Origin of the sequence: Streptomyces sp. NPDC046915 (genome assembly GCF_040644935.1) — a bacterium.
GTDB lineage: Bacteria > Actinomycetota > Actinomycetes > Streptomycetales > Streptomycetaceae > Streptomyces.
In genome coordinates this window covers 59,782-84,271 of record NZ_JBEYXB010000031.1, presented here as the reverse complement: position 1 = coordinate 84,271, position 24,490 = coordinate 59,782, and the positions used below count along the sequence as shown (strand labels likewise).

The window sequence follows — 24,490 nt, the reverse complement described above, 5'->3', positions numbered from 1 at the left end:
TGGCCGCTGATGACGTCGACTCCGGTGGAGTGCGAGTGCGGCACCGCCTCGTGTCCGGCGGCGTTCAGCTTCTTGACGACCTGCGACCCGATCAGCCCGGTACCGCCGATGACCGCGAACTTCATGACATGCCTTTCGTCGGGATTACGTGTGCAACATGACATATGGACAGCTTTGTGAGCGCTCCATGGAGCGGCGCCCTGATCGGCCGAGGAGGGGCGGCGTCAGCGGCCGTCGATGAACGTGACCGTTTCGGCGAGTGGTGCCCGGGCTATGCGATGGTCACTTACCGTGACGTCTTCAAAACCGATCGACATGCCACAGAAGAGCACGAGCTCGTCCGGGGGTGACAGGAGCTCCGCTACGGTCTTGTGAAACTTCGCCCATGCCATCTGTGGGCAACTGTGCAGCCCCTCGGTGCGGAGCAGCAGCATGACGGTCTGCAGATACATGCCGACGTCGGACCATTGAGGTCGGCCCATGTCGCGGTCGATGTAGCAGAACAGGGCGGCGGGCGCACCGAAGCAGTCCCAGTTCGGGGCGGCGGCCCTCTGGCGCGCCTCCAGGTCCTCGCGCGGAATGCCGAGCGCGCCATAGCGCTGCTCTCCGAAGGCAGACCGGCGCTCGCGGTAGGGGGACTTCAGTGCGGGCGGGTACTGCTCGTACTCCGGCTCGTCCCAGGGGTCGCCCGAGGCCAGGCGCTCGCCGGCGCGCTTCTTGAGTTCGGCCAGCGGTGCGCCGGTCAGCACATACGTGTGCCAAGGCTGGATATTCGATCCGGACGGCGTCCAGGCCGCAGTGGACAGCACCCGTTCCAGCGTCAGCCTCGGGACGGGCCGGTCGGTGAACGCGCGCACCGCCCGTCGGCTCGTGGCCGCCTCATAGACGTCCATGATCGCCCGCCTCCATCTGCTCAATGGGTTCATCTTCGTTACTCTCGAAATGGTATCACTCAAGACCGTATTGAATGCAACTATCTCGGGGTGTGAATCTCCAGTTCCTGGCTCCCCGCCTTGGGGGCTGCAGCCTGGAGAAGATCCATGACCACGCTGCTGCACATCGCTGCCGACGCCTGGTCCGCTGGTTACACCGCCCCGTCCGGGCGCACGCTGGAGCAGGCCGACGCCGCCCTGATCGGCGCCCCGGACGCCCCGGTCATCGTCGTCGCCAGCCGCGGCGGCTCCTGCATGGCGGGCACCTGCGCCAGGGCTACGAGTTCGTACAGAACTACCTGGAGGCCGTGCCCCCGCAACCCCGCCATGGCAGAACTGGTCCCCCCAAAGCGCGCCGACGCGGCCGACAACCGGTACGCCGGCGCGTTTACGCTTCGTCGTCCGCCGGATGGGCAAGCCGGGTCAGCAGATCCTTCAGCTTCTCGGGCTCACCGGGCTCCAGTTCGGCAACCAGGTGCTCAGCCAGCGGTTCCGCCGCCACATGGACTGCATCGAAGAGCTCCAGCCCTTGGGGGGTGATCTCCACTGCCCGCGCCCGCCGGTCCCCTGGAACGGCCTTGCGTACGGCCAGGCCCTTCCGCTCCAGGTCGTCCACGACCCGCATGATTCCCGCTTTGTCCGACCCCGTCGCCGCCGCCAAATCCCGTTGCACCGTGGGGCCGTGATTGACCAGTTCGATCAGCACCGCGAAATGCCGCAACTCGATGCCGAGCGGCCGAAGCGCTTCCCCCATCACCGCGGCCGCGCGCCAGTGCGCCCGGCGCAGCAGCAGACCGAGAGCGAAAGGCGACGTATCCCCGGGGCGGTCGGTCGCATGCGAGGCGGTGGTGCGGTCAGGAACGTCGGCGGCCATGAGGCCAGACTACTTCATTCGATACGGTATCGTTTGAAACTAAATGGCTATGTCCGCTGCGGCCCCGTCGGTATCGGAGTGCGACATCCACCGCCTCGATGGTGTGGCTATGCCCAGCCATCCAGCGGCACGTCGCGCCCCTCAGCAAAGTGCCGTTCCACGACGCGGACGCCTGGCCGGCCCAGGCTCTCCTCGCCCTCTTCCGCGCGGCGACGCCGTGACACCCTGTGGGCTGGCCGATCGGAGCGAACTGGCGTAGCCGCGGGCCGTTAGTGACGTGAGTCAGGGATTCTTTGGCAGCAGGCGGCCACTTTGTCGAGTATCCAGTCGGCCAAGGCGTCCGTGTCCGCCTCGCGCGGCGGCCCTGCCGCTTCGGGCACGGCACCCCGGCTGCGCTCGCCCTCGACCGAGCGAGTGCCTTCCGGCGCGCCGGAAGGTTGCTTGGCGTGAGTGGCTCCGGGTGCCTCCTAGCCTCGGCGGCATGCTGGGGCTTCCTGCTCATGTTCGTGCCTGCCTGTTCGACCTCGACGGTGTCCTCACCCAGACTGCGAAGGTGCACGCGGCCGCCTGGAAGGAGATGTTCGACGGCTGTCTCCGCGAGCGCGCGGCCCGTGAGGGCACCGCGTTCGTGCCCTTCGACGCGGTCGACGACTACGACGAGTACGTGGATGGGCGGCCCCGCGAGAACGGGGTGGAGCCCTACGAAGGTTCGGTCCGTTTCTTGCACGCGGTACGGGCGGCCGGGCTGCGCTGCGCGGTGGTCTCGTCCAGCGCGAACTGCCGGGACGTCCTGGAGGGGGCCGGCATCGAGGACCTCTTCGACGAGCGGATCGAAGGGGTCGTGGCCGGCGACCGCGGTCTGCGGGGCAAGCCGGCTCCGGACACCTGTCTGGAGGCGGCTCGCGGACTGGGCCTGGAGCCCGGCGCGGCTGCGATGTTCGAGGACGCGCCGGCCGGTGTAGAGGCCGGGCGGGCCGGACGGTTCGGCGTGGTGGTGGGGGTCGACCGTACCGGCCAGGCGGAGCAGCCGAGGGCGTACGGGGCTGATGTGGTCGTTCGTGACCTGGCGGAACTTCTGGAGTCGCGGTGATCACACATCCCAGCTTCACGGTCGAGCCGTGGTGCCTGCGCGAGACCGAGCTGAACCTTGAGGTCCTCGCCCAGAGCGAATCGGTGTTCGCCCTGTCCAACGGGCACATCGGATGGCGCGGCAACCTCGACGAGGGAGAGCCCCACGGACTGCCCGGCGCCTACCTCAACGGCGTCCACGAGCGGCACCCGCTGCCGTACGCGGAAGCCGGGTACGGATATCCCGAGTCCGGCCAGACGATGATCAATGTCACCGACGGCAAGGTCATCCGGCTGCTGGTCGACGACCACCCGTACGATCTCCGCTACGGTCAACTGCTGGCGCACGAGCGGGTTCTGGACTTCCAGCGCGGTGTGCTCAGCCGCAAGGTGCGGTGGACATCGCCCGGCGGCCGCACGATCCGGATCACCTCACAGCGGCTCGTGTCCTTCGCCCAACGCGCGGTGGCCGCGGTCCTGTACGAGGTCGAGGCGATCGACGGACCGACCACGGTGGCCGTGCAGTCCGAGCTGGTGGCCAACGAACAACTGCCCCGCCTCCACGGCGACCCGCGCGTGGCTGCGGCGATCGAGTCCCCCCTGGGTGCCGAGGAGCACTTCGCGCAGGACACCCGCCTGCGGCTCGTGCATTGCACCAGCCGCAGCGCACTGCGGGTGGGAGCCGCGGCCGACCATCTCATCGAGGGGCCCGAGAGCACTCTCTGGAGTGCGCAGAGCGAGCCCGATGTCAGCCGTCTGACGGTGACCGCGGACCTGGTGCCCGGGCAGCCGCTGCGGTTGATCAAGTTCGTGGCTTACGGCTGGTCGGGGGAGCGTTCGTTGCCGGCCGTGCACGATCAGGTGGACGGAGCGGTGGCAGTCGCGGTCAGCACGGGCTGGGACGGTCTGCTCGCCGCACAACGGGCGTATCTGGACCGCTTCTGGGCCGGCGCCGACGTCGCGGTCGAAGGCGACGCGCAGATCCAGCAGGCGGTGCGGTTCGCTCTCTTCCACGTACTCCAGGCAGCGGCCCGCGGTGAGAACCGGGCCATTCCCGCGAAAGGCCTGACGGGAACCGGGTACGACGGACACTCCTTCTGGGACACCGAGTCCTACGTGCTGCCCGTCCTGACGTTCACCGCGCCCGAGGCCGTCGCATCGGCACTGAGATGGCGGCATCAGATGCTGCCGGCGGCTCGGGAACGGGCGGGCCAACTGGGCCTGTCGGGAGCGGCGTTCCCCTGGCGGACGATCGACGGTGCCGAGAGTTCCGCCTACTGGCCGGCCGGCACGGGCGCCTTCCACATCAACGCCGACATCGCCATGGCCGCCGCCCGGTACGTCATGGCCACTGGGGACAAGGACTTCGAGCGCCGCGAGGGCCTCGACCTCCTCGTGGACACCGCTCGGCTGTGGCGCTCCCTCGGACACCACGACGTGGAAGGCGTCTTCCACATCGATGGTGTCACCGGACCCGACGAGTACAGCGCCATCGCCCGCGACAACCTGTACACCAACGTGATGGCGCGGCAGAACCTACTGGCCGCCGCGGACGCCGTCGCACGTCATCCGGACCGGGCCCCAGAACTCGGCGTCGACGACGAGGAGACCGCAGCGTGGCGGGACGCTGCGGCTCGCATGGCGGTCCCGTACAACGACTCTCTCGGCGTGCACGAACAGTCAGCCGGGTACACGAGTTTCCAGCGCTGGGACTTCGAGGCGACCCCGCCCGAGAACTATCCACTGCTGCTGCATTACCCCTACTTCGACCTGTATCGCAAGCAGGTGGTGAAGCAGGCGGATCTGGTGCTGGCGATGATGGAGTGCCCGCACCTCTTCTCAGACGACCAGAAGGCGCGCAATTTCGCCTACTACGACGCGCTCACCGTCCGCGACTCCTCCCTTTCGGCGTGCTCCCAGGCGGTGCTCGCCGCCGAGACCGGGCATCTGCGGCTGGCCTACGCCTATCTCGGCGAGGCCGCGCTGATGGACCTGGACGATCTGGAGCACAACACCCGTGACGGGCTACACATCGCCTCCCTCGCCGGGACGTGGATCGCCCTGGTCGGGGGTTTCGGAGGCATGCGCCGGTACATCGGCGAGGACGGAAAGCCTGACCTGTTGGCATTCGCACCGCGCCTGCCGGAAGCGCTGTCCCGGGTGGCGTTCACGGTGCTGGTACGCGGAAGCAGGCTGAAGGTGGACATCGGCCCGTCCCGTGCGCGCTACCGGCTGGTAGAAGGGGAACCGCTGGTCGTGATGCATCACGGGGAACCGATGACCGTGACCACCAGCGCTCCGGTGGACCGGCCTGTGCCCCCCTCGCCCGTGCGTCCCGAGCCGCAGCAGCCGCCGGGCCGGCGTCCCGTGAGCCTGCTTGCCGGGGAGGAGCAGCAAGCGGAGACACAGCCGTAGGCGTATTGATCACGAGGGCTGTTAACGCCGGGCCCGCTTGATCATCGCGGAGACCTCCGGTGCGGTGGAGCTGTCCAGGAACGCACCGTTCGCAGTCGGTGAAGGCGGACGCCATCGTCGGCCACACCTCACGCGGCTTCGACGCAGGCAAAGAGATCATGGGCGCAAGCGGCCCCTTTTCACCGACACGCTGGGGCTACACCTGGCCGTGCTGGTCACACCGGCGTCTGTCGCCGACCGGGGGCGCCGCCCGGACTCCTCTGCCGGCGGCGATCGGCCGCTTCCGGTGACTGAGGCGGGTCTGGGCCGACGGCGGCGACACCGGCCACCTCACCGACTGGACCGCCCAGGACCTCAGGCTCGTCCTCGACGTCGTCCGACGCCGCGAGGATGTCCGCGGCTTCCAGGCACTGCCCCGCCGCTGGGTCGTGGAAAGATAGCGCGAACCTTCCTGGCTTCGACTCCACGCGGACGTGCTGCCCCAGCCGAGCACCACCGCCGTCCGCCGGGCATCCAGCCCGTCGATTCCGGCCTTCGTCGCGGCAGCCATCACTGCCTGGTAGTCCACGGACAGATCCTCGACACCGGCCGCGTCCTCCCGGTGCGGAACCGTGCGTCGCGGTCCGACCGGCTTCCTCTGCGACAACCCGCCGACCATCACGGCGGGCGCTTCCTCCTCGGCCAGCGCCTCCACATACTGCTCAAGTCCGATCACCCGGCGCCTGAGCACCTCTTCCGCGTCTGCCAAGTCCGCCCGCACCCCCTCCAGTTCGGCTTCGAGCTCCTCCCAACGCAGCCTCCCGCCGCGCTTCCAGAACAGCCCGCATCGAACGAGGTTCGGAAAGAGAACGACCCTTAAGCCGCACGGTCGGTACCGGCACGAACCGCTATGCGGACTGGGAGGGGTACTTGCCGGCGTACGGTCGGAGGTGGTCGATCTCCGTCCTCTCCGCGTACTTCTCGCTCTGGCTGAGGAAGTGACGGACATGGGGCTGACGTCCGTGTTCCTCAAAGGCGGCGCGGTCGGCGTACAAGTCGAAGAAGAGGCGCTGGTTCGACGCTCCCACGACCTCGCTGCAGGCGTACACCAGGGTGCCCGGCTCATGTTCGAGGACCGCCTCAGCGGCCTCCCGGACCAGCTCGTCGAACGCTTCACCGGCGCCGTCACGCAGCGTGAAGCGGACGCAAAGCGCCATCTGGCTCATTCCTGCCTCCTTCCGCCACTCCCAGTCTCACCACACAGTCGGCGGCACGCGCGCCGACGGTGGACTGGTCCGATTGCGGGAGCACGGGGCACGGCTGAGCATGAGGCTCAACGAACGTGCGAGCTGCGCCAAGGCGCGTGCGGGCATGGTGCGCTGCCACGATTCGCTGCCACGGCGCCCGAGACCTCCCCGCGTCACTGCATGTCACTGAAAAGCGCCCGTCAGGAGCGGAAAGGGAGCCCATGTCTCAGGCATCCGGGAACGGTGACTCCGACGACCAGGCCAACGCCGCATTGCCCCGGCGCCACGTGCTGCGCACTGCCGGCGCGGGTGCGCTGGGGCTCGGGCTGGGAGGCGTCGCGCTGACCGCCGTCACACTGCCGCGCGGCGGGGCCCCGCAACCCCGGACGACATCCATACCCACGCCCGAGGACCTCGGCTTTGTCGGTCAGGCGCCACACCTGCCAGCTGGATTCACCAAGACGTTCACCGGCCGTTTCGTCCAAGCCAATGGAATCCGTCAGCACGTGGTCGTCGGAGGCGAGGGGCCGCCGCTGCTGCTGATACACGGCTGGCCCGAGACCTGGTACGCCTGGCGCCTGGTGATGCCGGCACTGGCCAAACACTTCACGGTCATCGCCGTCGACCAACGCGGCATCGGGCTGACCGACAAACCCAAGACCGGGTACGACACCCGCACCCTGGCACGCGACATGGTCACTCTGATGGACGCACTCGGCTACCAGCGGTTCGCAGTGGTCGGCCATGACACCGGAATGCCCATCGCCTACGCGCTGGCCGCGGACCACCCGGAGCGCGTCGCCCGCCTGGCCGTCGCCGAGGCATTCCTCCCGGCAGTGACCCCGTCGCCGCCCATGATCGGCACCGCGCAGGCCAACAACCGGCTGTGGCACATCCCCTTCAACCGGCTCACCGACGTGAACGAACAACTCGTCCGGGGACGCGAAGGCATCTATTTCGGCTGGCAGTTCGCCACCAAGGCCGTACGGAAACTCCCCGACTACGTCGTCGACTACTACGTCCGGATCCTCGCCTCCCAGCACGATGCCTTGCGGGGCAGCTTCGGGTGGTACCGGGCCCTCGACACCACCAGCGCCCAGGACCAGCAGCGCAAGAAACGCCCGCTGACCATGCCCGTCCTCGCGATCGGCGGTGCCGGAAGCCTTGGTGAGAATGTCGCCGGCACCATGAAACTTGTCGCCCGCGATGTGCGGAGCGTAGTCATTCCCGGCACCGGCCACTGGGTGGCCGAGGAGGCCCCCCAGGAAGTGCTCGCGGCACTGACCACGTTCTTGGCCCCATACCGAGACCAAGCCCGGAGCCCACGGCCCCGGGCCACCGCGACACACGGCAAATGACCGCCATCGACGTGCGGCTCAGCCGACAAGTTGCTGGCCTCCGTTGACGTTATACGTCGCACCCGTAAGGGCGGTGTTGGCCAATGTGCACGGCGAGCGCCGCCACGTCCTCGGGTACGACCACGCGGCCGATCGGCCGCGTGGCGCGCAGTTCCTCGTGACGGGCGTCGAGCGCGTCGGCGAACAGCCAGGCCGACAACGGCATGTCCACGAACTCGGCCGCGACCAGGTCCACCCTGACCGGCGCAAGCGCGAGTGCGACACCGGCCGTGAACGCGGGCATCGCGGCGGTGACCGCGGGGGCGACACCGAGAGCGGCCCGGGTCCGGCGGGCTCCCGTGCCGCCCGGGAGCAGCAGCGTGCCGCCCGGCCGTACGGCGCCGGCGCAGTGGCGCGCCACCTCCAATGCGAGCACCATGTGGTCGCTGATCGCCCGCCCTGCTCGGTGTCCATGTCCAGAAGGCGGCCGGACGACGGACCGCCCGCGGTGATGAGCGCGTTGGCAGGTGAGCACCCCGGAGGCGCCCTGGTCGCGGGCGAGCCGTGCGGTCGCCGGCCCGATGCCCCCACTCCCGCCGACGACGAGGGTCTGCCCGAGCAGGGGGAGGCTCCATCCGACCGGCGAAACCACGACCACCGTCTACGAACGCGGCCTTGCCCGCCTCATCCACGACGAAGTCGACCACCTGGACGGCCTGCTATACACCGCGAAGATCTCGCTGTGGGACACGCACTACAGGCGGGTGTATACCGATATGTATGGGCGCGGGGCGTGTGCCGGTCGACCGCCTCCCGGAGCAGCAACTGGGCCGCAGGCTGGTGGCGATCCCCCTTGCGCTGATCGTCGTGATCACTGTGGTGGACATCCATTCCCCGCCAGACGTCCACCTGGGTCCCTTGCTGGTGATTGCGCCGGCCCTGACCGCGTCCCTGGCCGGGCCGCGACTGACCGCCCTCGTCGGCGCACTGGCTGTGGCCGCCCAGGTGCTCATCGCCGTGTTCCACGGCGGACTGACCACACCCAACCACCTCTCGCAGATCACTGCCCTGACCCTGCTGTCCGCCTTGGTCGTCTTCGTCTGCCACGTGCGCGAGCGGCGCAGCCGTGAGCTGAGCCGGGCACGGTCGGTGGCCGAGACGGCGCAGCTCGTATTGCTGCGGCCACCACGCCGCCGGATCGGGCCGCTGCGGGTGGCGTGGTTGTACCTGGCAGCCGAGGACGAGACCCGCATAGGCGGAGACCTGTTCGCGATCGCCCGCTCCGACCGCGGCACTCGCGTGATCATCGGCGACGTCCGCGGCAAGGGACTGGCCGCCATCGGTGAGGCATCCATGGTGCTGGGCGCGTTCCGCGAGGGTGCGCACCGCTATGACACCCTGCCCGAACTTGCCGCGGGCCTTGAGGTGAGTGTCTGCAGAAGCCTGGAAGACGTCGTAGACACCGAGCACGATCTGGGTGAGCACTTCATCACCGCCCTGCTGCTCGACGTCCCCGACCACGGCACGCAGGTCGAGATGGTCAACATGGGCCACCCCTCGCCCCTGCTGCTGCACGACGGCCAGGTCACCGTCCTGCACGCGCGACGCCCCGTGCCCCCCTTGGGCATGTGCGAACTGCCTGTACCCAGCCACCGCGCCGACCCCTTCACGTTCGAGAACGGCGACACACTGCTGCTTTACACCGACGGCGTCATCGAAGCCCGCTCGCCCCAAGGAGCCTTCTACCCCCTCGCCGAGCGCGCCGCCTCCACGCCCACGTCCGGACCCGAAGCCCTGATACGGCACATCCACCGCGACCTGCTGAACCACATCGGGCACGACCCCGGAGACGACGCCGCTCTCCTGGCCATCGAACGCTATGGCGCCCACCACCTCAACCGGCCGCACACCACGGCCCGCCCCCTCGACGGCCGCCGTCGACTCGACTCCGGCTCGAAGCCGGTTGCGGAGGACCCTTCCTGAGCCCTCGACCCATGCTGTCGTGATCGTCTTGCCGACGCCCTGCGGGGCGCGCCGGCCTGCGGGGCGGGGATCGGCGAGAGGCGACGCCGCGGTGGCATGGTACGGATCTGGCGCCGGGCCGGTGGGCGGTGGCTTCATCGGTGCATGCGGTGGGACTCGGGGAGTGCTCTGCGTGGTGAGGGGGCGCCGGTGCCCGGACAGCCGTCCAGGACTGCAAGGCATGCTGACCGTCCTGGGACTCATTTCACAGGGAGGCGTCGCTGCCGTCAGTGCGTGTTTCTGATTCCCGGAGTAACTGACGTCCTGCGCTGGGCTGGTGTCCGGGGGCGCGAGCCAGAGAAAGGGACTGTCGGGGTGTGGCGAACGGGCCGCGGACCGGGAGCCAGGCCCGTGGCTGCGTTCTGCTCGTGGGCATGTCGGGCCAGACAGTGGCGTTCGCAAGCGGCTGGAGACCGTTTCACTTGACCGGTGACAGCAAGTGTCATGCCTGGACGGTGGGGCGAACGTTGATCTCGCCGATCTCGACATCGCCGGGCTGCTCGATGGCGAAGGCCACCGCGCGGGCGACCGCGGCCGGCGGGATGCCCATCGCGTCCATGGTCTTGCGCGTCTGCTCGCGGATGCGTGGGTCTGCCATGGAGTCGGCGAGATCGGTGCGGATGTATCCCGGCGAGATGGCTGTCGTGCGCACCACACCGTCGGTGGACTCCGTGCGCAGCCCCTCGTGGATGGTGCGGACGGCGTTCTTGGTCGCTGCGTAGACGGCCATCGTGGGGGACACGCCATGCAGACCGGCCATGGAGACGATGCTCACCAGGTGGCCCGCCCCTTGCTCGCGGAAGACGGGCAGCGCGGCGGCGACGGCGTTGAGCATGCCGCGCAGGTTGACGTCGATCATGGCCGACCATCCTTCGGTGTCGAGGTCGGCCAGCGGGCTGATCGGGGCGATGCCGGCGTTGTTCACCAGTACATCCATACGGCCGTACTCGTCGATGGTGGTGGAGACCAGGCGCTCCAGGTCCTCGGCCTTGGTGACGTCGACGACGCACGTGGCAGCACGGCCCCCCTCCTCCCGGATGTCCTGCGCTATGGCGTCGATGCGATCGCTGCGCCGTGCCGTGAGGACGATCGCGGCGCCGCGCTGGGCGAGCAGGCGGGCTGTGGCTTCGCCGATGCCGCCGCTCGCTCCGGTGATGGCGACGATCTTGTCGTGAAGAGAGAGCATTCCTGCCTCCAAGTAAAGTGGACACGTGTCCGGTGCGTGGTTCACCCTACCGGACACGTGTCCACTTGTTGGAGCGGAACATCAGGAGAGGCCCATGAGCGCGCAAGCCCGCCGTCCGGACGCGGTGGAGAACCGGACCCGCATCGTGGAGGCCGCCCGCGCAGCCCTCGCCGAGTCCCACCACGTCCACTTCAACGAGATCGCCAAGCGCGCCGGTGTAGGACAGGGAACGCTGTACCGGAACTTTCCCAACCGCGAAGCGCTCCTCGCCGAGGTCTACCGGCGCGACGTCGAAGAACTCGTGACCGCCGCCTCCGCTCTGCTGGCGGAAAACGAGCCCTGGGAAGCCCTGCGTCACTGGCTCGACCGAGTGATCGACTACGCCGAGATCAAGCGCGGCGTCCTGGCGGCGCTGGAGCCGGCGGCGTGGCAGGACCTTGTCGCCCACAGCCACAACCCCATCGAGGGCGCCCTCGGGCACCTGCTGGACGCAGGGAAAGCGTCCGGCTCCATCCGCACGGACGTGGATGCCCACGGCGTCCTCCTGCTCATCGCCTACCTCGGCCGACTGGACCGGGATGAGTGGGATTCAACGGCACGGTCCCTGATGAACGTCATCCTCGACGGCCTTCGCCGACAGGACGCGGACCGGTGAGGGCAGCAGACCACCGGGGACGTCCCGAACAGCAGCCCCAACATCACCACATAGCAGAGGCAGGAGTGGCGCCGTAGGGAGGCGGAGTCTCCTCCGGCAAGGCGGCCGTCCGGGTCCGGCGGCCTTCGCCGTTCACTCCAGATCGGACATGTCAAGTACGAAGCGGTAGCGGACATCGTTGCGCCGGAGCCGGTCGAGGGCCTCGTTCACGTGCGTCGAGGGGAGCACCTCGATGTCTGCGGTGATGCCGTAGCTGGCGCAGAAGTCGAGCATGGCGGCGGTCGCGCGCCTGCCGCCGCTGCCTGCGGAGCTGAGTTTCTTGCGTCCCACGAGCAAGTCGGTGGTCTCCACGGTGATGGCTCCGAGGTGCCCGAGGTGGCTGAGCGTTCCGTCCAGGGCGACCAGGCGCAGGTAAGGGCCGAGGTCGTGCGGGGCGGAGATGGTGTCGATGACGGCGTCGAACCGGTCGCGGGCGTCGGTCATCCGTACCGGGTCGGTGGAGACGATGAGACCGTGGGCGCCGAGGCGACGAGCGTCGTCGGCCTTGTCCGGTGAGCGGCTGATGACTGAGGTCTCGGCGCCGAGGGCCACGGCGATCTTGACCGCGAGATGGCCCAGGCCGCCCAGTGCCGCCACGGCGACGCGGGTCCCCGGCCCCACACCGAGGGCGTGCAGCGGTTCCCAGACGGTGATCCCGGCGCAGAGCAGTGGCGCGGCGGCGGCCGGGTCCAGACCGGCGGGAAGAGAGTAGACGAAGCGGTCGCGGACGACGTACTCGCGGGAGTAACCCCCCCAGGGTGGTCGATCCGTCGTGCCGGTCGATGCCGTCGTAGGTCAAGGTCTCCCGAAAGCGATACCGAGTAATTGTCAATACCTGTACATCAGTTGAGCTCGCTCATGCGGCGATACGTGCCTGTTCTTCATCCAGGGAGGCCCCTTGCGGCCGGTCGGTGCAGGGGCGGCGCCTGTGCGAAGATCGCGCGGTGAACGATCTACGCTTCCGTCTCGCCGCCGACGCTGATCTCGCCGCCGTCGTGCGTCTGCGCGACGACGCGGCCCGCTGGATGCTTGCCCAGGGTGTCACGGGTCAGTGGCAGCCTGGTGAGCTGGGCGGGGACCACTTCCGCCGGATCATGGAGTGCGGGGAGGTATGGCTCGCGGAGGCTGCCGATCGTGTGGTCGGGGCCTGGGAGCTCTGGTGGGAGGACGAGGACGCCTGGGGGCCGCAGCCGCCGACGGCCGGCTATGTGCACCGGCTGATGGTGGACCGCAGGAGTGTCCCGCCCGGGACGGGGCGCAAGCTTCTGCGAGTCGCGGAGCGCCGCGTGGCCGAGGCGGGCCGACCGTTGGTTCGTCTGGACTGCCTGGCCACCAACGCACGCCTGCGTGCGTACTACCTCAACGCCGGCTATCGGGTTGTGGGGCGCAAGGAGGGTAAGCCGCAGCCAGGCGGTACGCCCAAGTCGTTCACGCTCCTCGAAAAGTCCGTACGGGATGAGTTGAGGTAGGTCAAGCCGGTGAGGAGTAGTTCAGGCTGCGTTGCTCTTGGGACTTTCGATGAAGTGTCCGCGTTCGAAGCGGGCCCCGGCTCGGAACAGGGCGGCGGGCACGCTGTCGACGCCTCGGGTGACCTTGGTCCGCAGCCGGACGGTGGCGAAGGGGCGAACGCCGCCACGTCCTTGAGCGCGTGGTCGCGACCCTCGGCGTTATGGATCTCCTGCGGGGCCCTCTCCGCGCCGGGCTGGGCGGACTTCGGCACTGCAACCTGACGCGAAACGACTCAAACTGGTTCGAGTTGCGGTTTCGGTTCCGGCGTTGGTGCGGCCGTCGGTTTCCATGCTTTAGTGGTCCGTACGTAGTCGTAGATCACTGAGGCCATCGCCAGAATGAGAAGTGGCCCGAACAGCCACGGATGTCTGGCCATTTCCATCGGCAGATGGCGGTACGACGCCAAGAGCGCGGCAAAGACCGTCGCGCCGTGGATGACCAGTTGGATTCCTGCCCGGTCCCAGCCACGTGCGTGCGAGCGCAGCGCTGCCTCGATCGTGAGCGCGAAGACCACGCCGGCGACGAGATCCGCGCCGTAGTGGTAGCCGAATCCCAGCGTTGCGCCGAGCGTGGCGATCAGCCAGAACGTGCCCGCGATCCGCAGGATCCGTGGGGCGCTGCGGGAATGGATGAAAATCGCGGTGGCCCACGCTGTATGCAGGCTGGGCATGCAGTTGCGTGGGGTGATCTTGTCGTATGGCATCGGGTGCGGGGTGTGGACTGGCGGCGGTGTGTTCGGCCAGAGATTGGCCACCGCCCAGTGCACGCCGCCGGTGCCGGAGGCGCCCGGGCCGTAGGCGAAGACCGGTCCGACCACCGGGAAGAGCATGTAGATGGCCGGGCCGAGGAGGCCGATCACCAGGAAGGTGCGCACCAGGTGATGGTTCGGGAAGCGGCGCTCGACCGCCACGTTGCGCAGCTGGTACAGCGCGACGACGACCGCGGCCACCGCGAGCTGGGCGTAGACCAAGTGGAGAACGTGGGTGCCGATGGGGCCGGTGGCCTTGACAATTCGGCCCATAAGCCACGATGGGTTGCCCAGCGCGTGATCGGTGGTGGCCACGTACTGGTCGAGCACCGCCGGGCGGGACTTCGAGGTGATGAGCAACCAGGTGTCGCCGGTCTTGCGGCCGGCCACCAGCAGCAGGCCCAGCCCGACGCCCTTCAGCAGCAGGACACGTTCGGTGCCGGTGCGGCGCGTGACGGCGATGACCGCACAGCCCAACATCACCCACAACGCGCCGTTGCCGAGGAAATGCCCGTCGGGCATCTTGGCGTCGACGGCCCACCGCACCAGCACGAAGACGACGTCGATGCCGATGGCGACACCAGCCGCGATGAACCGTTGGCGCCGGGTGAGCACCACCATCATCAACGCCATACCGCCGTACAGCGGCCCCGGTTTCGGGGCGCATATCAGCCCTTTGACTTGGCTGGTAATCGGCCCCGGTTGACCGTAGCAGCGTGCGGCCAACTCCAGTGTGATGAGGAATGCAAGAGCCGCCACACTTGCTGCGGCCCAGAGTATGGCTCGCCGTTGACGCCAGGCGACCAACGCAACTCTGCAGTTTGTTGACGAAAACACCCGCGACGCTCTAGACATCAATCGTTTGGCCGATTCGATATGGGTTCGATAGACGAAAAGCGACGACGGTGATCATCGCAAGCTCGAACATGCTATCGGAGCGGTGTGGTGGCTTCGGCTGGCCAAGTGTGGCTCACCGGTTGTCCGGAGGACTCCGAAGCGTCTCCCGACGCTGTCTTGCGCGTGAACGGGTTGGCATGCCGCTCCGAATGGCTCCGCGTGGACACGGCTGAGGCGCAGGGACCGGACGGCGCCGGAGTGCGTTGCCATGATCGGCACCCAGCAGGCGGCAGATCCTGTTGGTCACTGGCCGATGTGGGACTGGGTGGAGCACAGGGCGAAGTCTTTTGGCGTGACGGATCCCCGAGGTGTGCTGGACTCGCTTCCGCGGATCGGGGCACGCTCGCTTCGTGTTGCGCGTCGGCGGGGGCCCGCCGCGCCGGTGCTGCCGTCAGTGCGGCGGTGCCGTCGTGCGGGGGACGCTGGTGGGGGAGAGGTCGGGGGCGGGCACGGTGCAGGCGTGTGGGGTGGCGCCACCGGCCGCAGGCGTCGCGGGCGACGTCGACGCCGACTTCCACCACCAGCTCGGGTTCCACCAGCGTGACGTCCAGTGTCTCCCGGCTGCCCCACCCCGCGGAGAACGACCAGCCCGTCCACGGATGACCGCGCCGGGCGGGAGCGAGTAGCCCGGCGACCGTGCTGCTTGTCGCCTGGGCGAGAGTGCGGCCGGTGTGCTGCCGGCGGCCATGGTCGTCGTACCTGCCGAGCAGCAGTCCGCTGGGCGCGGCAGGGGAACCGCTGATCGCACCGACGATCGCCTCGGCCGTCTCGTGGCTCCACTAAGGGTCGGTATTCGAACCTTGCGGTATTCCTGCACGAGCACGACGCCGGTCTCCAGCGGCGGGCTGGACAGGAGGTGTGTTGATCGCCCGAGCCTGCCACCGTTCGTGAGAACAGTGATCAGGGCGAAGTGCGCGGGATCTCATCGCTCGGTGCGGCTACAGGCGTGATCATGTCGAGCAGCAACATGGCGTCATGGTCGGGGGTGCCGGGTTCGGCGGTGTAGACGCCGATGCGCTGGCCGGGGGTGCCTTCCAGGTGCATGGACTGGGAGGTGAGCGTGACCGTGCCGACGCGGGGGTGGTGGAAGGTCTTCTGCGCGGGCTTGCGGCCGGTGACCTCGTAGCGTTCCCACAGCCGGGCGAAGTCGGAGCTCTTGAGGAGGAGTTCACCGACGAGGTTGGTCAGGTCGGGAGCGTCGGGGGCGGTGCCGGCGACGGCGCGCAGCCGGGCGACGCAGCCGGTGATCTGGCGGTCCCAGTCCGGAAACAGTTCACGCGCGACCGGGTGTAGGAAGAGGTAGCGGGCGAGGTTGCGGTGTTTGGCCGGCCAGTCCTCCAGACCCGCGTACAGGGCGAGGCCGCCCGGGTTCCAGGCCAGCATGTCCATGCTGCGGCTGATCACGTAGGCGGGGTTCGGTCGCAGCGACTCCAGCAGCAGTCTCAAGTGGGGGCGCACGGTGCGGCTGGGCGCAGGCGGAGGTTCCGGGGCGTAGCGGGCGGCGCGGGCGGCGAGTTCGCGCAGGTGCTGGTGCTCTTGGTCGTCCATGTGCAGGGCGCGGGCGAGGGAGTCGAGGACGGCGGGGCTGGGGCGGGTCTCCTTGCCGCGTTCCAGGCGCACGTAGTAGTCGATGCTGATGCCGGAGAGGGTGGCCAGCTCTTCGCGGCGCAGGCCTGGGGTGCGGCGGATGCCGGCGCCGACGGTGAGGCCGACGTGTTCGGGGCTGGTCTGGGTGCGGCGGGCGCGCAGGTAGCGGCCCAGCTCGGCGCCCTCGCTGTGCGCGCTCTCGGATGCCATGACTCCAGTCTCACCCGCTGGGCACCCGCTGCGCGGGCGGGAGGGGGGCCCTGTCATTACCCCTGAAGAACCCGCCCTGCCACACGGCAGCAATACGGGCGAAGGTGAACGAGGAAAACGCCGACTGTCTCGCCCAAGCTCCAACCGGCACGATCTGCCGGGCCGGGCACGAGTGAGGAGTCGGGCAACGCCACCAACCGGAGAAGGCGAGATGCGGTACATCAAGCTGCGTGACCTGGAGGTTTCCCGGATCGGCCTGGGCGCGATGGGCATGTCCCACGGCTACACCGGCTCAGGCACCGACGACGCCGAGTCGATCAGGACCGTGCACCGGGCGCTCGAGCTGGGCGTCACGCTCATCGACACCGCCGAGATCTACGGCCCCTACACCAACGAGGAACTGCTCGGCCGTGCGCTGAAGGGGCGCCGGGACAAGGTGGTGCTGGCCACGAAGTTCGGACTTGTCTCGCACGGCGGTGGCGGCGCGTGGAACCTGGACTCCAGCCGGGCCAACATCCGCACCGCGGTCGAGGGCTCCCTGAAGCGGCTGGGCACCGACCACATCGACCTGTACTACCAGCACCGGGTGGACCCGAACACGCCGATCGAGGAGACCGCCGGCGCTGTCAAGGAGCTGATCGACGAGGGCAAGGTCCGCTCCTTCGGGCTCTCGGAAGCCGGCCCCGACACGATCCGCCGCGCCCACGCCGTCCAGCCGGTCACCGCGGTGCAGTCGGAGTACTCCCTGTGGACCCGCGGTATCGAGGAGCGCGTCCTGCCTGTCCTGCGGGAGCTGAACATCGGCCTGGTGCCGTTCTCCCCACTCGGACGCGGCTTCCTGACCGGCACCGTGCGCTCCACCGACCAGTTCGACGAGGGCGATTTCCGTCGCGGCAATCCGCGCTTCACCGGTGAGAACTTCCAGCACAATCTCGCGCTCGCCGACGAGGTCAAGGCCCTGGCCGCCGAGATCGGCGCCACGCCCGCGCAGGTCGCGCTGGCCTGGCTGCTCGCCCAGGGCGACGACATCGCCCCGATCCCCGGCACCAAGCGCGTCGGCCGGGTCGAGGAGAACACCGCCGCCGACACGGTCTCCCTGACCAGCGAGCAGCTCGACAAGCTGAGCAGCCTGCCGCCTGCCGCCGGCGCCACCCACACCGAGGCCCAGGCGCGGATGCTCGAACGCTGATCACCCGCACCGCCCAGCCCCCCGTTTGGAGTAGCACCCCTCATGCGTGCGGCAGTGATGTACGGAGCCGGCGACGTCCGCGTCGAGGACCGGCCCGATCCGAAGACCGTCCAACCGACCGACGCCGTGGTCCGCACGGTGGCCGCGTGCGTATGCGGCAGCGACCTGTGGCCGTACGGCTCGATGCCCGCCACCGACACCGGCCGCCCCATGGGCCATGAGTTCTTGGGCGTCATCGAGGAAACCGGCGCGGACGTGACCGGCCTGAAGACCGGTGACCTGGTCGTCGCCCCCTTCACCTACAGCGACAACACCTGCGACTACTGCGCCAAAGGCCTGCACATCTCATGCCGCAACGGCGGCCGGTACGGCTTTGACGGCGTCGACGGCGGCCAGGGCGAAGCCGTCCGCGTCCCGTACGCGGACGGCACCCTGGTGAAGCTGCCGGTGGCCGCCGATTCCGCGCTGCTGCCGTCGCTGCTGGCGCTGTCGGACGTGATGACCACCGGCCACCACGGCGCCGTCACCGCCGGCGTCACCCGTGGCGACACGGTGCTGGTCGTCGGGGACGGTGCAGTGGGCCTGTGCGCGGTGATCGCCGCCAAGCGGCTGGGCGCCGAGCGGATCGTACTGGCCGGCCGCCACGAAGCCCGCACCCACCTGGGTCGCGAGTTCGGTGCCACCGACGTCGTCGCCGAGCGTGGTGAGGAGGGCATCACCCGCATCCGCGAGCTGACCGGCGGCGTGGACAAGGTGATCGAGGCCGTCGGCACACGGCAGGCCCTTCAAACCGCCCTGGGCGGGATCCTGGACGGCGGCACCATCAGCCGCCTGGGCGTCCCGCAGTACGAGCAGGGGCCGATCGGCCCGGCCGAGTTCATGTGCAACATCACCCTGACCGGAGGCGCCAGCCCCGCCCGCGCCTACGTCGAGCAGCTGCTGCCCGACGTACTGGACGGCACCATCGCCCCCGGCCGCGTCTTCGACCAGAACTTCTCCCTCGACCAGGCACCGGACGCCTACCGGGCCATGGCCGACCGCCAGGTCCTCAAGGCCCTCATCCGCCCCTGACCAACCGCTCCCACCCGGACAGCGAAGGACATACCCCCCATGCAGTACGTGACGTTGAACAACGGCGTCGAGATGCCGCTGCTCGGCTTCGGCGTCTTCCAGATCCCCGCCGAGGACACAGAACGCGCCGTCTCCGAGGCACTGGCCGCCGGCTACCGCCTGCTGGACACCGCCGCCGCCTACGTCAACGAAGAAGCCGTAGGCCGCGCCATCAAGTCCAGCGGCATCGCACGCGAAGACCTGTTCGTCACGACCAAGTTGTGGGTGCAGGACGCCCCTGCCCAGGACAACAGCCGCCGTGCCTTCGAGACGTCCTTGAGCAAGCTGGGTCTGGACCACCTCGACCTGTACCTGATGCACCAGCCCTTCGGTGACGTCTACGGCCAGTGGCGCGCCATGGAGGCCCTCAACCGTGAGGGCCTGACGAAGGCGATCGGAGTGTCGAACTTCTACCCGGACCGCCTGATCGACCTGATCGTCAACAGTGAGATCACCCCGGCGGTCAACCAGATCGAGGTTCACCCGTTCTTCCAGCGCGCCGACTATCAGGACCTCATGCGCGAACACGAGGTGCAGATCCAATCCTGGGGCGGCTTCGCCGAAGGCAAGAACGACCTGTTCACCAACCCGCTGCTGACCGAGATCGGCAAGCAGCACGACAAGTCGGTCGCGCAGGTCGTGCTGCGCTGGCTGACCCAGCGCGGCGTCGTAGCCATCCCCAAGTCGGTGCGCGCCGAGCGCATGGCCGAGAACTTCGACGTGCTCGACTTCCAGCTCACCCACGAGCAGATGGCCCAGATCGCCACCCTCGACACCGGCAGCTCTCTGTTCTTCGACCACCACGACCCCGAGATGGTCACCTGGCTCGCGGGCCGCCGCCTGGGCAGCTGAGCGGCCCCAGACGCCCATCGCTGACCGCGGGTGCCCTGAAGCGCACACCCCGGGGCACCCGCCCGGCCTCACTCTCCCCAACGGTTCACCGGGAGCCGTTCACCGTGATCACGCCACAGCACCGCGCCGCCCTGCCGGTCCGGCGCACCATTCTGCGCGGGGCACTGCTGACAGGAGCCACCGCGCCGCGCTTCTTGAACGATGGTGTGACAAGTCTCCGCTTTCGCCGCTTCCTTGGCACAGTCCATAGAACTGCTTCGACCCTCAGCAGAACAGGCTCAGGCCCTGATGGTCAGGCGCCGGTACACGATCAGGGACGCTGCAAGGCCAACGAAGCCGAGGAAGTACTCCGCCTTGCGCTCGTAGCGGCGATGCAGTCGACGACACCCGGCCGGCCAGGACACCGTGCGTTCGACCACCTGCCGACCGAGTCGTCGGAGGTGTCGAGACCTTTGCGGGCGATGCGATGACGATGCCACGCTCGCGCAGCCCTCTGGACCGGGATGGTCACGTTCGGGCTCGTCACCGTTCCGATCCAGATCTCGCGCGGATACGTCCAGGTCAGACGGATGTCGCCGACTGAGTGACGTGAGGTCAGCCCCGTCAGCGCGGGCGGTATGCTTCGCGCCCGTCGTCGGTCAACAGCCCGGCCGGTTCAGGATCGGCAGCGAGCTTCCGATCAGCTCTGGGCCGTTCAGCGGCCGATGTCGTCCAGCTCGGTCAAGTCCTCATGAGAGAGGGAGAGTCCCGCGCCGGCGACGTTCTCGCGCAGGTGCGCCGCCGATGACGTGCCGGGGATAAGCAGGATGTTCGGTGATCGCTGCAGCAGCCAGGCCAGTGCAACGGACATCTGTGTCGCCTTCATTCGAGCGGCGACCGCCGAGAGCCCCGAGAACTGAAGCGGGGTAAAGCCCCCGAGGGGGAAGAAGGGCACATACGCGACGCCGTCGATGGCGAGCCGGTCGATGAGCTCGTCGTCGTGGCGGTGGGCGAGGTTGTACATGTTCTGCACGCACACGATCGGCGCGAGGCTCTGTGCCTCGGTGACCTGATCCTCGGTGGCGTTACTGACCCCGAGGTGGCGGATCAGGCCCTGCTGCTGGAGTTCGACGAGCATCTCGAACGCCTCGGCGAGCGAGCCGGGCTGGGGACCTTCGGCGTTGCCGAGTCGAAGGTTGACCAGGTCAAGTACATCGAGCCCGAGGGACTCGAGGTTCTCGTGGACTTGGCGGCGCAGGTCTTCGGGTCGCCGGGCCGTGGGCCAGCCACCCTGTTCGTCGCGGGTCGCGCCCACCTTGGTCACGATGTGCAGCGACTCGGGATAGGGGTGCAGTGCCTCGCGGATCAACTCGTTGGTGACGCGCGGCCCGTAGGCGTCGCTGGTGTCGATGTGGGTGACACCGAGGCCGACCGCTTCACGCAGCACGGCCAGGGCACCCTCGCGATCGGTCGGCGGCCCCATCACCGACGGGCCGGCCAGTTGCATGGCGCCGTAGCCGAACCGGGTGACGGTCAGGTCACCCAGAGACCAGGTGCCGCCGGGAAGAGAGAGGGAGGGTGCGCTCATCGTGTTGCCTTTCGTCGTGCACTTGGGGGTGGCGCCTGCTGCCTTCCTGCATCAGCATTGGAGAGAAGCTTCCTGTCGGGAAGTAGGCACTTTGGAGTGCGTAACCCACCCATCGGTGAGAGGTGCGATCAGTGACGACGATGAAGGCGGCCCAGAAGAGGGATCAGGCCAAGGTGGAGTACAACGCGTTCCTGGCAGGGTGCCCCAGCCGGCAGCTGCTCGACCGAATCTCGGACAAGTGGGTCGTCCTGATCCTGTGTGCGCTGGGCGGCGACAACAACCCTGGACCCCCCGGTGCGACACACGCAGACGCTCCGAAGGCGATGCGTTACTCCGAGATCGCTCGTCTTCTGGCCGGGGTCAGCCAGAAGATGCTGACCCAGACGCTACGGTCGCTGGAACACGATGGTCTGCTCACCCGCACCGTGACGCCCACTGTCCCCGTCACCGTCACCTACGAGCTGACCGACCTCGGTCTCTCGCTCCACCACATGACGCGCGGGCTCAGAAACTGGGCGCAGACACACATGGCCGAGGTCCTCGCGAACCGCGAGAACTGCGACGCTCGCACGTCCTGATCGAACCGTCCCACAGCTCTGTTGGCTTGTGAGGCCCTCCAAAGCGTCTATCTACTGGCCGAGATCGCTCTCTCTGCGGATTGCAAACACGCACATAGTGGTTGAGATACGTGTGGCAGGGACGTCAATCCGAGGGGTCGATCCGGTTCTGTGCCCGGATGATCAGTCGCAGACTGGTACGGGCCGCGTCGAGATCATTCTGGAGTCGATGGACCTGATTCTGAGCCGGTCTGAGTTGGGCCACCTCGCGTTCGAGTCGCCGGTTGGCTTCTGTGAGTTCGCCAGTACTGCAACGGTGCCTGTTCTGAGTGCTGGGCAGTTTTCGGGGGTTGTGTTCGCGTCGTTTGTAGTGGCTGATGCGGGCCTGGTGCCGGCGTCGTCGTCGCCAGTGTGACCAGCGCAGGATGTCGGCGAGGCTGATATGGATGAGCTGAGAGGGCCGGTGTCATCGAGGATCAGGACGGCATCCCGGTCACCGAGGTTCTCGACGACGTAGTCACGCACATCATCCAGAACCTCGTCGGCGTCCCAGTCGATCCGGTTCAGCAGCCGCTGGATCCGATCGGGACCGGCATGCCCGGCCTCCTCCGCCGGCGTCCAGCCGTTCTTCCGCTCCAGCGGAGCAACCAACCCCCGCATATAGGCCCGTGCCGACTGACGCGGTTCTTCCCGGCTGAACCGGTGCACGAATCGCCCGTGCACCGCCTCGAGTTCAGTTGCCCACAATCTGACATCAGCAAGGTCCCCTCCATAACCAGACCAGAGCCTGCCCGGCGGATCATGTGACTGTCGGATCGATGGCTCGTTGGTTCCGGCATGGGGCGGGGTGATCTGACGAATGCCGAGTGGGTCCGGCCGGCACTGCATTTGCCGGAGTCGGGACAGCGTGGCGGTCGGTGGAACGATCAACGCAGCTGACCTCGCGGGCCGGATTGGCTGGAGCATGGTCGACTCGATGTCCTGTTGTGCCCATCAGTACGCGGCCGGGGCTCGGAAGAAGAAGCCAGATGCTGCAACGAGGTTGAGTGGACGATCAACCGGCTCAAGAACTCTCGGGCCGTCGCCTGGGACCTGGCACGGCGCGGCCGACTCCCGCAGCCTACTTGCTGATCGTTTCAGAATGAGCGGTCACGTCTGAGACATCGGTGAGCGCGCGATACGAAAGCCCACGTCGTCGATCCGGAAGGTCGGGTGGCTGCGTCGCCGCACCGAGGCCCTGCAGCTCCAATGCTGGTCGGCCCATCCACCGCCACGGAGTACGCGATAGGTGCCATACACCTCTGCGTCGTAGACGTCCCAGCACCAGTTCCAGACATTGCCCAGCATGTCGTACAGACCCCAGGGGTTGGGCTCCTTGACCCCCACAGGATGGATTTGCCCGTTTGAGTTGCCCTGGTACCAGGCGATCTCATCAAGCTGGCCATGTCGAGGGCCGGTGGTACCCGCGCGGCATGCGTGCTCCCACTCAGCCTCGGTTGGCAGCCGGTATCCATCCGCAGATGCATTCCAGTGGACCGCCTCTACCTCGCCGTTGAGGTGATAGACGGGTGTCAGCCCCTCACGCCGGGACAACGCATTGCAGAACCGAACCGCGTCCCACCAAGAAACGCCCTCAACCGGTAGCCGGTCGCCTTCGGAAGTGCTCGGCCGCTGACCGGTGACCTGTGCGTACAACGACTGGGTGACCGGAACCGCTGCCATCCAGAACGGTGCAACGTCAACCGTCCAACTCCTCTGCGTCCGCCGGTCCGACACCGTCACCCGTCCCGGCGGGACCGCCACTATCTCGTGCTCTGCCCCCGCGTCCACCAGGCCACCCTACCGGCGTGATCACCGCTATCGATCCTTCCGGGTATAGCTGGCGAGACGGCGCAGGCAGCCAATGCTGCAATCCAGTTCCAGCAGGGCTTGATGATGGGGGTCCGCCCTGCGTTCGTAGCGAATGCGCAGTCGTCTGAACCGATGCAGCCAGGCAAAGGAACGCTCGACGACCCACCGGGTCGTGCCCAGGCCCGAGCCGTGGGCGATGGCGCGGCGGGCGATGAGGGCTTGCTGCCACGCTTCCATAGCAGGCGGCGAAGCTTGGCGTAGTCGTAGCCGCCCTCGGCGTACAGTCGCTTGGGCTTGCTCCGGGGGCGGCCCCGCAGTTCTCGTTTGCCGGGAATGGCGTCCAGAATAGGAATCAACTGGGTGGCGTCATGTCGGTTCCCGCCCGTCAGCGAGACAGCAAGCGGGGCGCCGCGGCGGTCGACGAGCACATGGTGCATGGAGCCGGGGCGGCCACGGTCGACCTGCGACGGCCCGACGTGGCCCCCTTTTGAGGGATCTGGCGTGGGGGCCATCGATAGCGCAGTTGTCCATCTCCGGCAGACCCGCCTTCCGTAATTCGCGGGAGCCGGAACGTCCCGCCAGGCCACGCCCTTGCGCAGGACGTAGACGATCCCGGCCAGCGCGACTCGATCAGGCACGCGAAGCCGGCCAGGATGCCG

The 24,490-nt window shown here is 68.1% G+C and carries 22 protein-coding genes and 5 pseudogenes; 11 read left to right on the top strand and 16 right to left on the bottom strand.

Going from position 1 to position 24,490, the window contains the following annotated elements; translation table 11 throughout:
• From ABZ915_RS44190 to ABZ915_RS44175, 4 genes are all read right to left on the bottom strand, one after another.
• Positions 1-125 (bottom strand): NAD-dependent epimerase/dehydratase family protein (locus ABZ915_RS44190; RefSeq protein WP_361803831.1); only part of this gene is annotated, 125 nt, incomplete at its 3' end.
• Between the two features lie 99 nt (positions 126-224).
• Positions 225-893, bottom strand: coding sequence for a nitroreductase (locus tag ABZ915_RS44185; protein WP_361815614.1), 669 nt, complete (start codon positions 891-893; stop codon positions 225-227).
• Positions 894-1,084: 191 nt separating this feature from the next.
• Positions 1,085-1,261 carry a hypothetical protein gene (locus tag ABZ915_RS44180; RefSeq protein ID WP_361815611.1) on the bottom strand — a complete coding sequence of 59 codons (177 nt, stop codon included), beginning with the start codon at positions 1,259-1,261 and terminating at the stop codon, positions 1,085-1,087.
• A 59-nt stretch (positions 1,262-1,320) separates the two neighbouring features.
• Positions 1,321-1,806, bottom strand: a complete 486-nt coding sequence (locus ABZ915_RS44175; RefSeq protein ID WP_361815608.1) for a MarR family winged helix-turn-helix transcriptional regulator — start codon at positions 1,804-1,806, stop codon at positions 1,321-1,323.
• A gap of 481 nt (positions 1,807-2,287) precedes the next feature.
• Here ABZ915_RS44175 and ABZ915_RS44170 point away from each other — a divergent pair, with 481 nt between their 5' ends.
• Both ABZ915_RS44170 and ABZ915_RS44165 read left to right on the top strand, forming a co-directional pair.
• Complete coding sequence (locus ABZ915_RS44170; protein ID WP_361815605.1) at positions 2,288-2,896, top strand: HAD-IA family hydrolase; 609 nt, start codon at positions 2,288-2,290, stop codon at positions 2,894-2,896.
• The gene (locus ABZ915_RS44165; protein WP_361815602.1) at positions 2,893-5,289 is read left to right on the top strand and encodes a glycosyl hydrolase family 65 protein; all 2,397 of its coding nucleotides are present in this window, start codon (positions 2,893-2,895) and stop codon (positions 5,287-5,289) included. Before ABZ915_RS44170 ends, ABZ915_RS44165 begins: the two co-directional genes overlap by 4 nt.
• A gap of 196 nt (positions 5,290-5,485) precedes the next feature.
• On the opposite strand, the gene ABZ915_RS44160 is transcribed toward ABZ915_RS44165, so the two are convergent.
• On the bottom strand, positions 5,486-6,037 hold the full coding sequence (locus ABZ915_RS44160) for a hypothetical protein (protein WP_361815599.1): 552 nt from the start codon (positions 6,035-6,037) through the stop codon (positions 5,486-5,488).
• 139 nt (positions 6,038-6,176) lie between these two features.
• Positions 6,177-6,494: an antibiotic biosynthesis monooxygenase gene (locus ABZ915_RS44155; RefSeq protein ID WP_361815596.1), complete on the bottom strand. Its 318-nt coding sequence runs from the start codon at positions 6,492-6,494 to the stop codon at positions 6,177-6,179.
• Between the two features lie 242 nt (positions 6,495-6,736).
• Between ABZ915_RS44155 and ABZ915_RS44150 the strand changes: the two genes are divergently transcribed.
• Positions 6,737-7,873 (top strand): alpha/beta hydrolase, encoded by a 1,137-nt coding sequence (locus ABZ915_RS44150; RefSeq protein ID WP_361815593.1) that lies wholly within the window; start codon positions 6,737-6,739, stop codon positions 7,871-7,873.
• A gap of 49 nt (positions 7,874-7,922) precedes the next feature.
• Here the strand turns inward: ABZ915_RS44150 and ABZ915_RS44145 are convergent, their stop codons facing one another.
• A complete protein-coding gene (locus ABZ915_RS44145; protein WP_361815590.1) occupies positions 7,923-8,291 on the bottom strand; it encodes an SDR family oxidoreductase in 369 nt (122 codons plus the stop codon).
• Between the two features lie 341 nt (positions 8,292-8,632).
• On the opposite strand from ABZ915_RS44145, the gene ABZ915_RS44140 reads away from it, so the two are divergent.
• The gene (locus ABZ915_RS44140; RefSeq protein WP_361815587.1) at positions 8,633-9,835 is read left to right on the top strand and encodes a PP2C family protein-serine/threonine phosphatase; all 1,203 of its coding nucleotides are present in this window, start codon (positions 8,633-8,635) and stop codon (positions 9,833-9,835) included.
• A 481-nt stretch (positions 9,836-10,316) separates the two neighbouring features.
• On the opposite strand, the gene ABZ915_RS44135 is transcribed toward ABZ915_RS44140, so the two are convergent.
• Positions 10,317-11,060 carry an SDR family oxidoreductase gene (locus ABZ915_RS44135; RefSeq protein WP_361815584.1) on the bottom strand — a complete coding sequence of 248 codons (744 nt, stop codon included), beginning with the start codon at positions 11,058-11,060 and terminating at the stop codon, positions 10,317-10,319.
• 94 nt (positions 11,061-11,154) lie between these two features.
• On the opposite strand from ABZ915_RS44135, the gene ABZ915_RS44130 reads away from it, so the two are divergent.
• Positions 11,155-11,715, top strand: a complete 561-nt coding sequence (locus ABZ915_RS44130) for a TetR/AcrR family transcriptional regulator (RefSeq protein WP_361815581.1) — start codon at positions 11,155-11,157, stop codon at positions 11,713-11,715.
• A gap of 132 nt (positions 11,716-11,847) precedes the next feature.
• Here the strand turns inward: ABZ915_RS44130 and ABZ915_RS44125 are convergent.
• Positions 11,848-12,556, bottom strand: a pseudogene (locus ABZ915_RS44125) (zinc-binding dehydrogenase); the annotation flags it as partial.
• 142 nt (positions 12,557-12,698) lie between these two features.
• Between ABZ915_RS44125 and ABZ915_RS44120 the strand changes: the two are divergent.
• Positions 12,699-13,223 (top strand): GNAT family N-acetyltransferase, encoded by a 525-nt coding sequence (locus ABZ915_RS44120; protein ID WP_361815578.1) that lies wholly within the window; start codon positions 12,699-12,701, stop codon positions 13,221-13,223.
• A gap of 272 nt (positions 13,224-13,495) precedes the next feature.
• On the opposite strand, the gene ABZ915_RS44115 is transcribed toward ABZ915_RS44120, so the two are convergent.
• A complete protein-coding gene (locus tag ABZ915_RS44115) occupies positions 13,496-14,866 on the bottom strand; it encodes a phosphatase PAP2 family protein (protein WP_361815575.1) in 1,371 nt (456 codons plus the stop codon).
• A 942-nt stretch (positions 14,867-15,808) separates the two neighbouring features.
• Complete coding sequence (locus ABZ915_RS44110) at positions 15,809-16,705, bottom strand: helix-turn-helix transcriptional regulator (RefSeq protein WP_361815572.1); 897 nt, start codon at positions 16,703-16,705, stop codon at positions 15,809-15,811.
• Between the two features lie 211 nt (positions 16,706-16,916).
• Between ABZ915_RS44110 and ABZ915_RS44105 the strand changes: the two genes are divergently transcribed.
• The 3 genes from ABZ915_RS44105 to ABZ915_RS44095 are packed head-to-tail and all read left to right on the top strand — an operon-like array spanning position 16,917 to position 19,856.
• Positions 16,917-17,894, top strand: coding sequence for an aldo/keto reductase (locus ABZ915_RS44105; RefSeq protein ID WP_361815569.1), 978 nt, complete (start codon positions 16,917-16,919; stop codon positions 17,892-17,894).
• Between the two features lie 42 nt (positions 17,895-17,936).
• Complete coding sequence (locus ABZ915_RS44100) at positions 17,937-18,965, top strand: alcohol dehydrogenase catalytic domain-containing protein (RefSeq protein WP_361815566.1); 1,029 nt, start codon at positions 17,937-17,939, stop codon at positions 18,963-18,965.
• Between the two features lie 39 nt (positions 18,966-19,004).
• Positions 19,005-19,856, top strand: a complete 852-nt coding sequence (locus ABZ915_RS44095; protein ID WP_361815563.1) for an aldo/keto reductase — start codon at positions 19,005-19,007, stop codon at positions 19,854-19,856.
• A gap of 278 nt (positions 19,857-20,134) precedes the next feature.
• On the opposite strand, the pseudogene ABZ915_RS44090 reads toward ABZ915_RS44095, so the two are convergent.
• Both ABZ915_RS44090 and ABZ915_RS44085 read right to left on the bottom strand, forming a co-directional pair.
• A pseudogene (locus ABZ915_RS44090) lies at positions 20,135-20,336 on the bottom strand (IS5/IS1182 family transposase); the annotation flags it as partial.
• A gap of 214 nt (positions 20,337-20,550) precedes the next feature.
• Positions 20,551-21,423: an aldo/keto reductase family oxidoreductase gene (locus tag ABZ915_RS44085; protein WP_361815560.1), complete on the bottom strand. Its 873-nt coding sequence runs from the start codon at positions 21,421-21,423 to the stop codon at positions 20,551-20,553.
• Positions 21,424-21,554: 131 nt separating this feature from the next.
• Here ABZ915_RS44085 and ABZ915_RS44080 point away from each other — a divergent pair, with 131 nt between their 5' ends.
• A complete protein-coding gene (locus ABZ915_RS44080; protein WP_361815557.1) occupies positions 21,555-22,001 on the top strand; it encodes a helix-turn-helix domain-containing protein in 447 nt (148 codons plus the stop codon).
• A 438-nt stretch (positions 22,002-22,439) separates the two neighbouring features.
• On the opposite strand, the pseudogene ABZ915_RS44075 reads toward ABZ915_RS44080, so the two are convergent.
• A pseudogene (locus tag ABZ915_RS44075) lies at positions 22,440-22,727 on the bottom strand (transposase); the annotation flags it as partial.
• 90 nt (positions 22,728-22,817) lie between these two features.
• Here ABZ915_RS44075 and ABZ915_RS44070 point away from each other — a divergent pair.
• Positions 22,818-23,007 (top strand): annotated as a pseudogene (locus tag ABZ915_RS44070) (IS5/IS1182 family transposase); the annotation flags it as partial.
• 122 nt (positions 23,008-23,129) lie between these two features.
• On the opposite strand, the gene ABZ915_RS44065 reads toward ABZ915_RS44070, so the two are convergent.
• Both ABZ915_RS44065 and ABZ915_RS44060 read right to left on the bottom strand, forming a co-directional pair.
• Positions 23,130-23,810 (bottom strand): SUMF1/EgtB/PvdO family nonheme iron enzyme, encoded by a 681-nt coding sequence (locus ABZ915_RS44065; RefSeq protein WP_361815554.1) that lies wholly within the window; start codon positions 23,808-23,810, stop codon positions 23,130-23,132.
• Between the two features lie 27 nt (positions 23,811-23,837).
• Positions 23,838-24,469, bottom strand: a pseudogene (locus tag ABZ915_RS44060) (IS5 family transposase).
• Between the last annotated feature and the right edge of the window lie 21 nt (positions 24,470-24,490).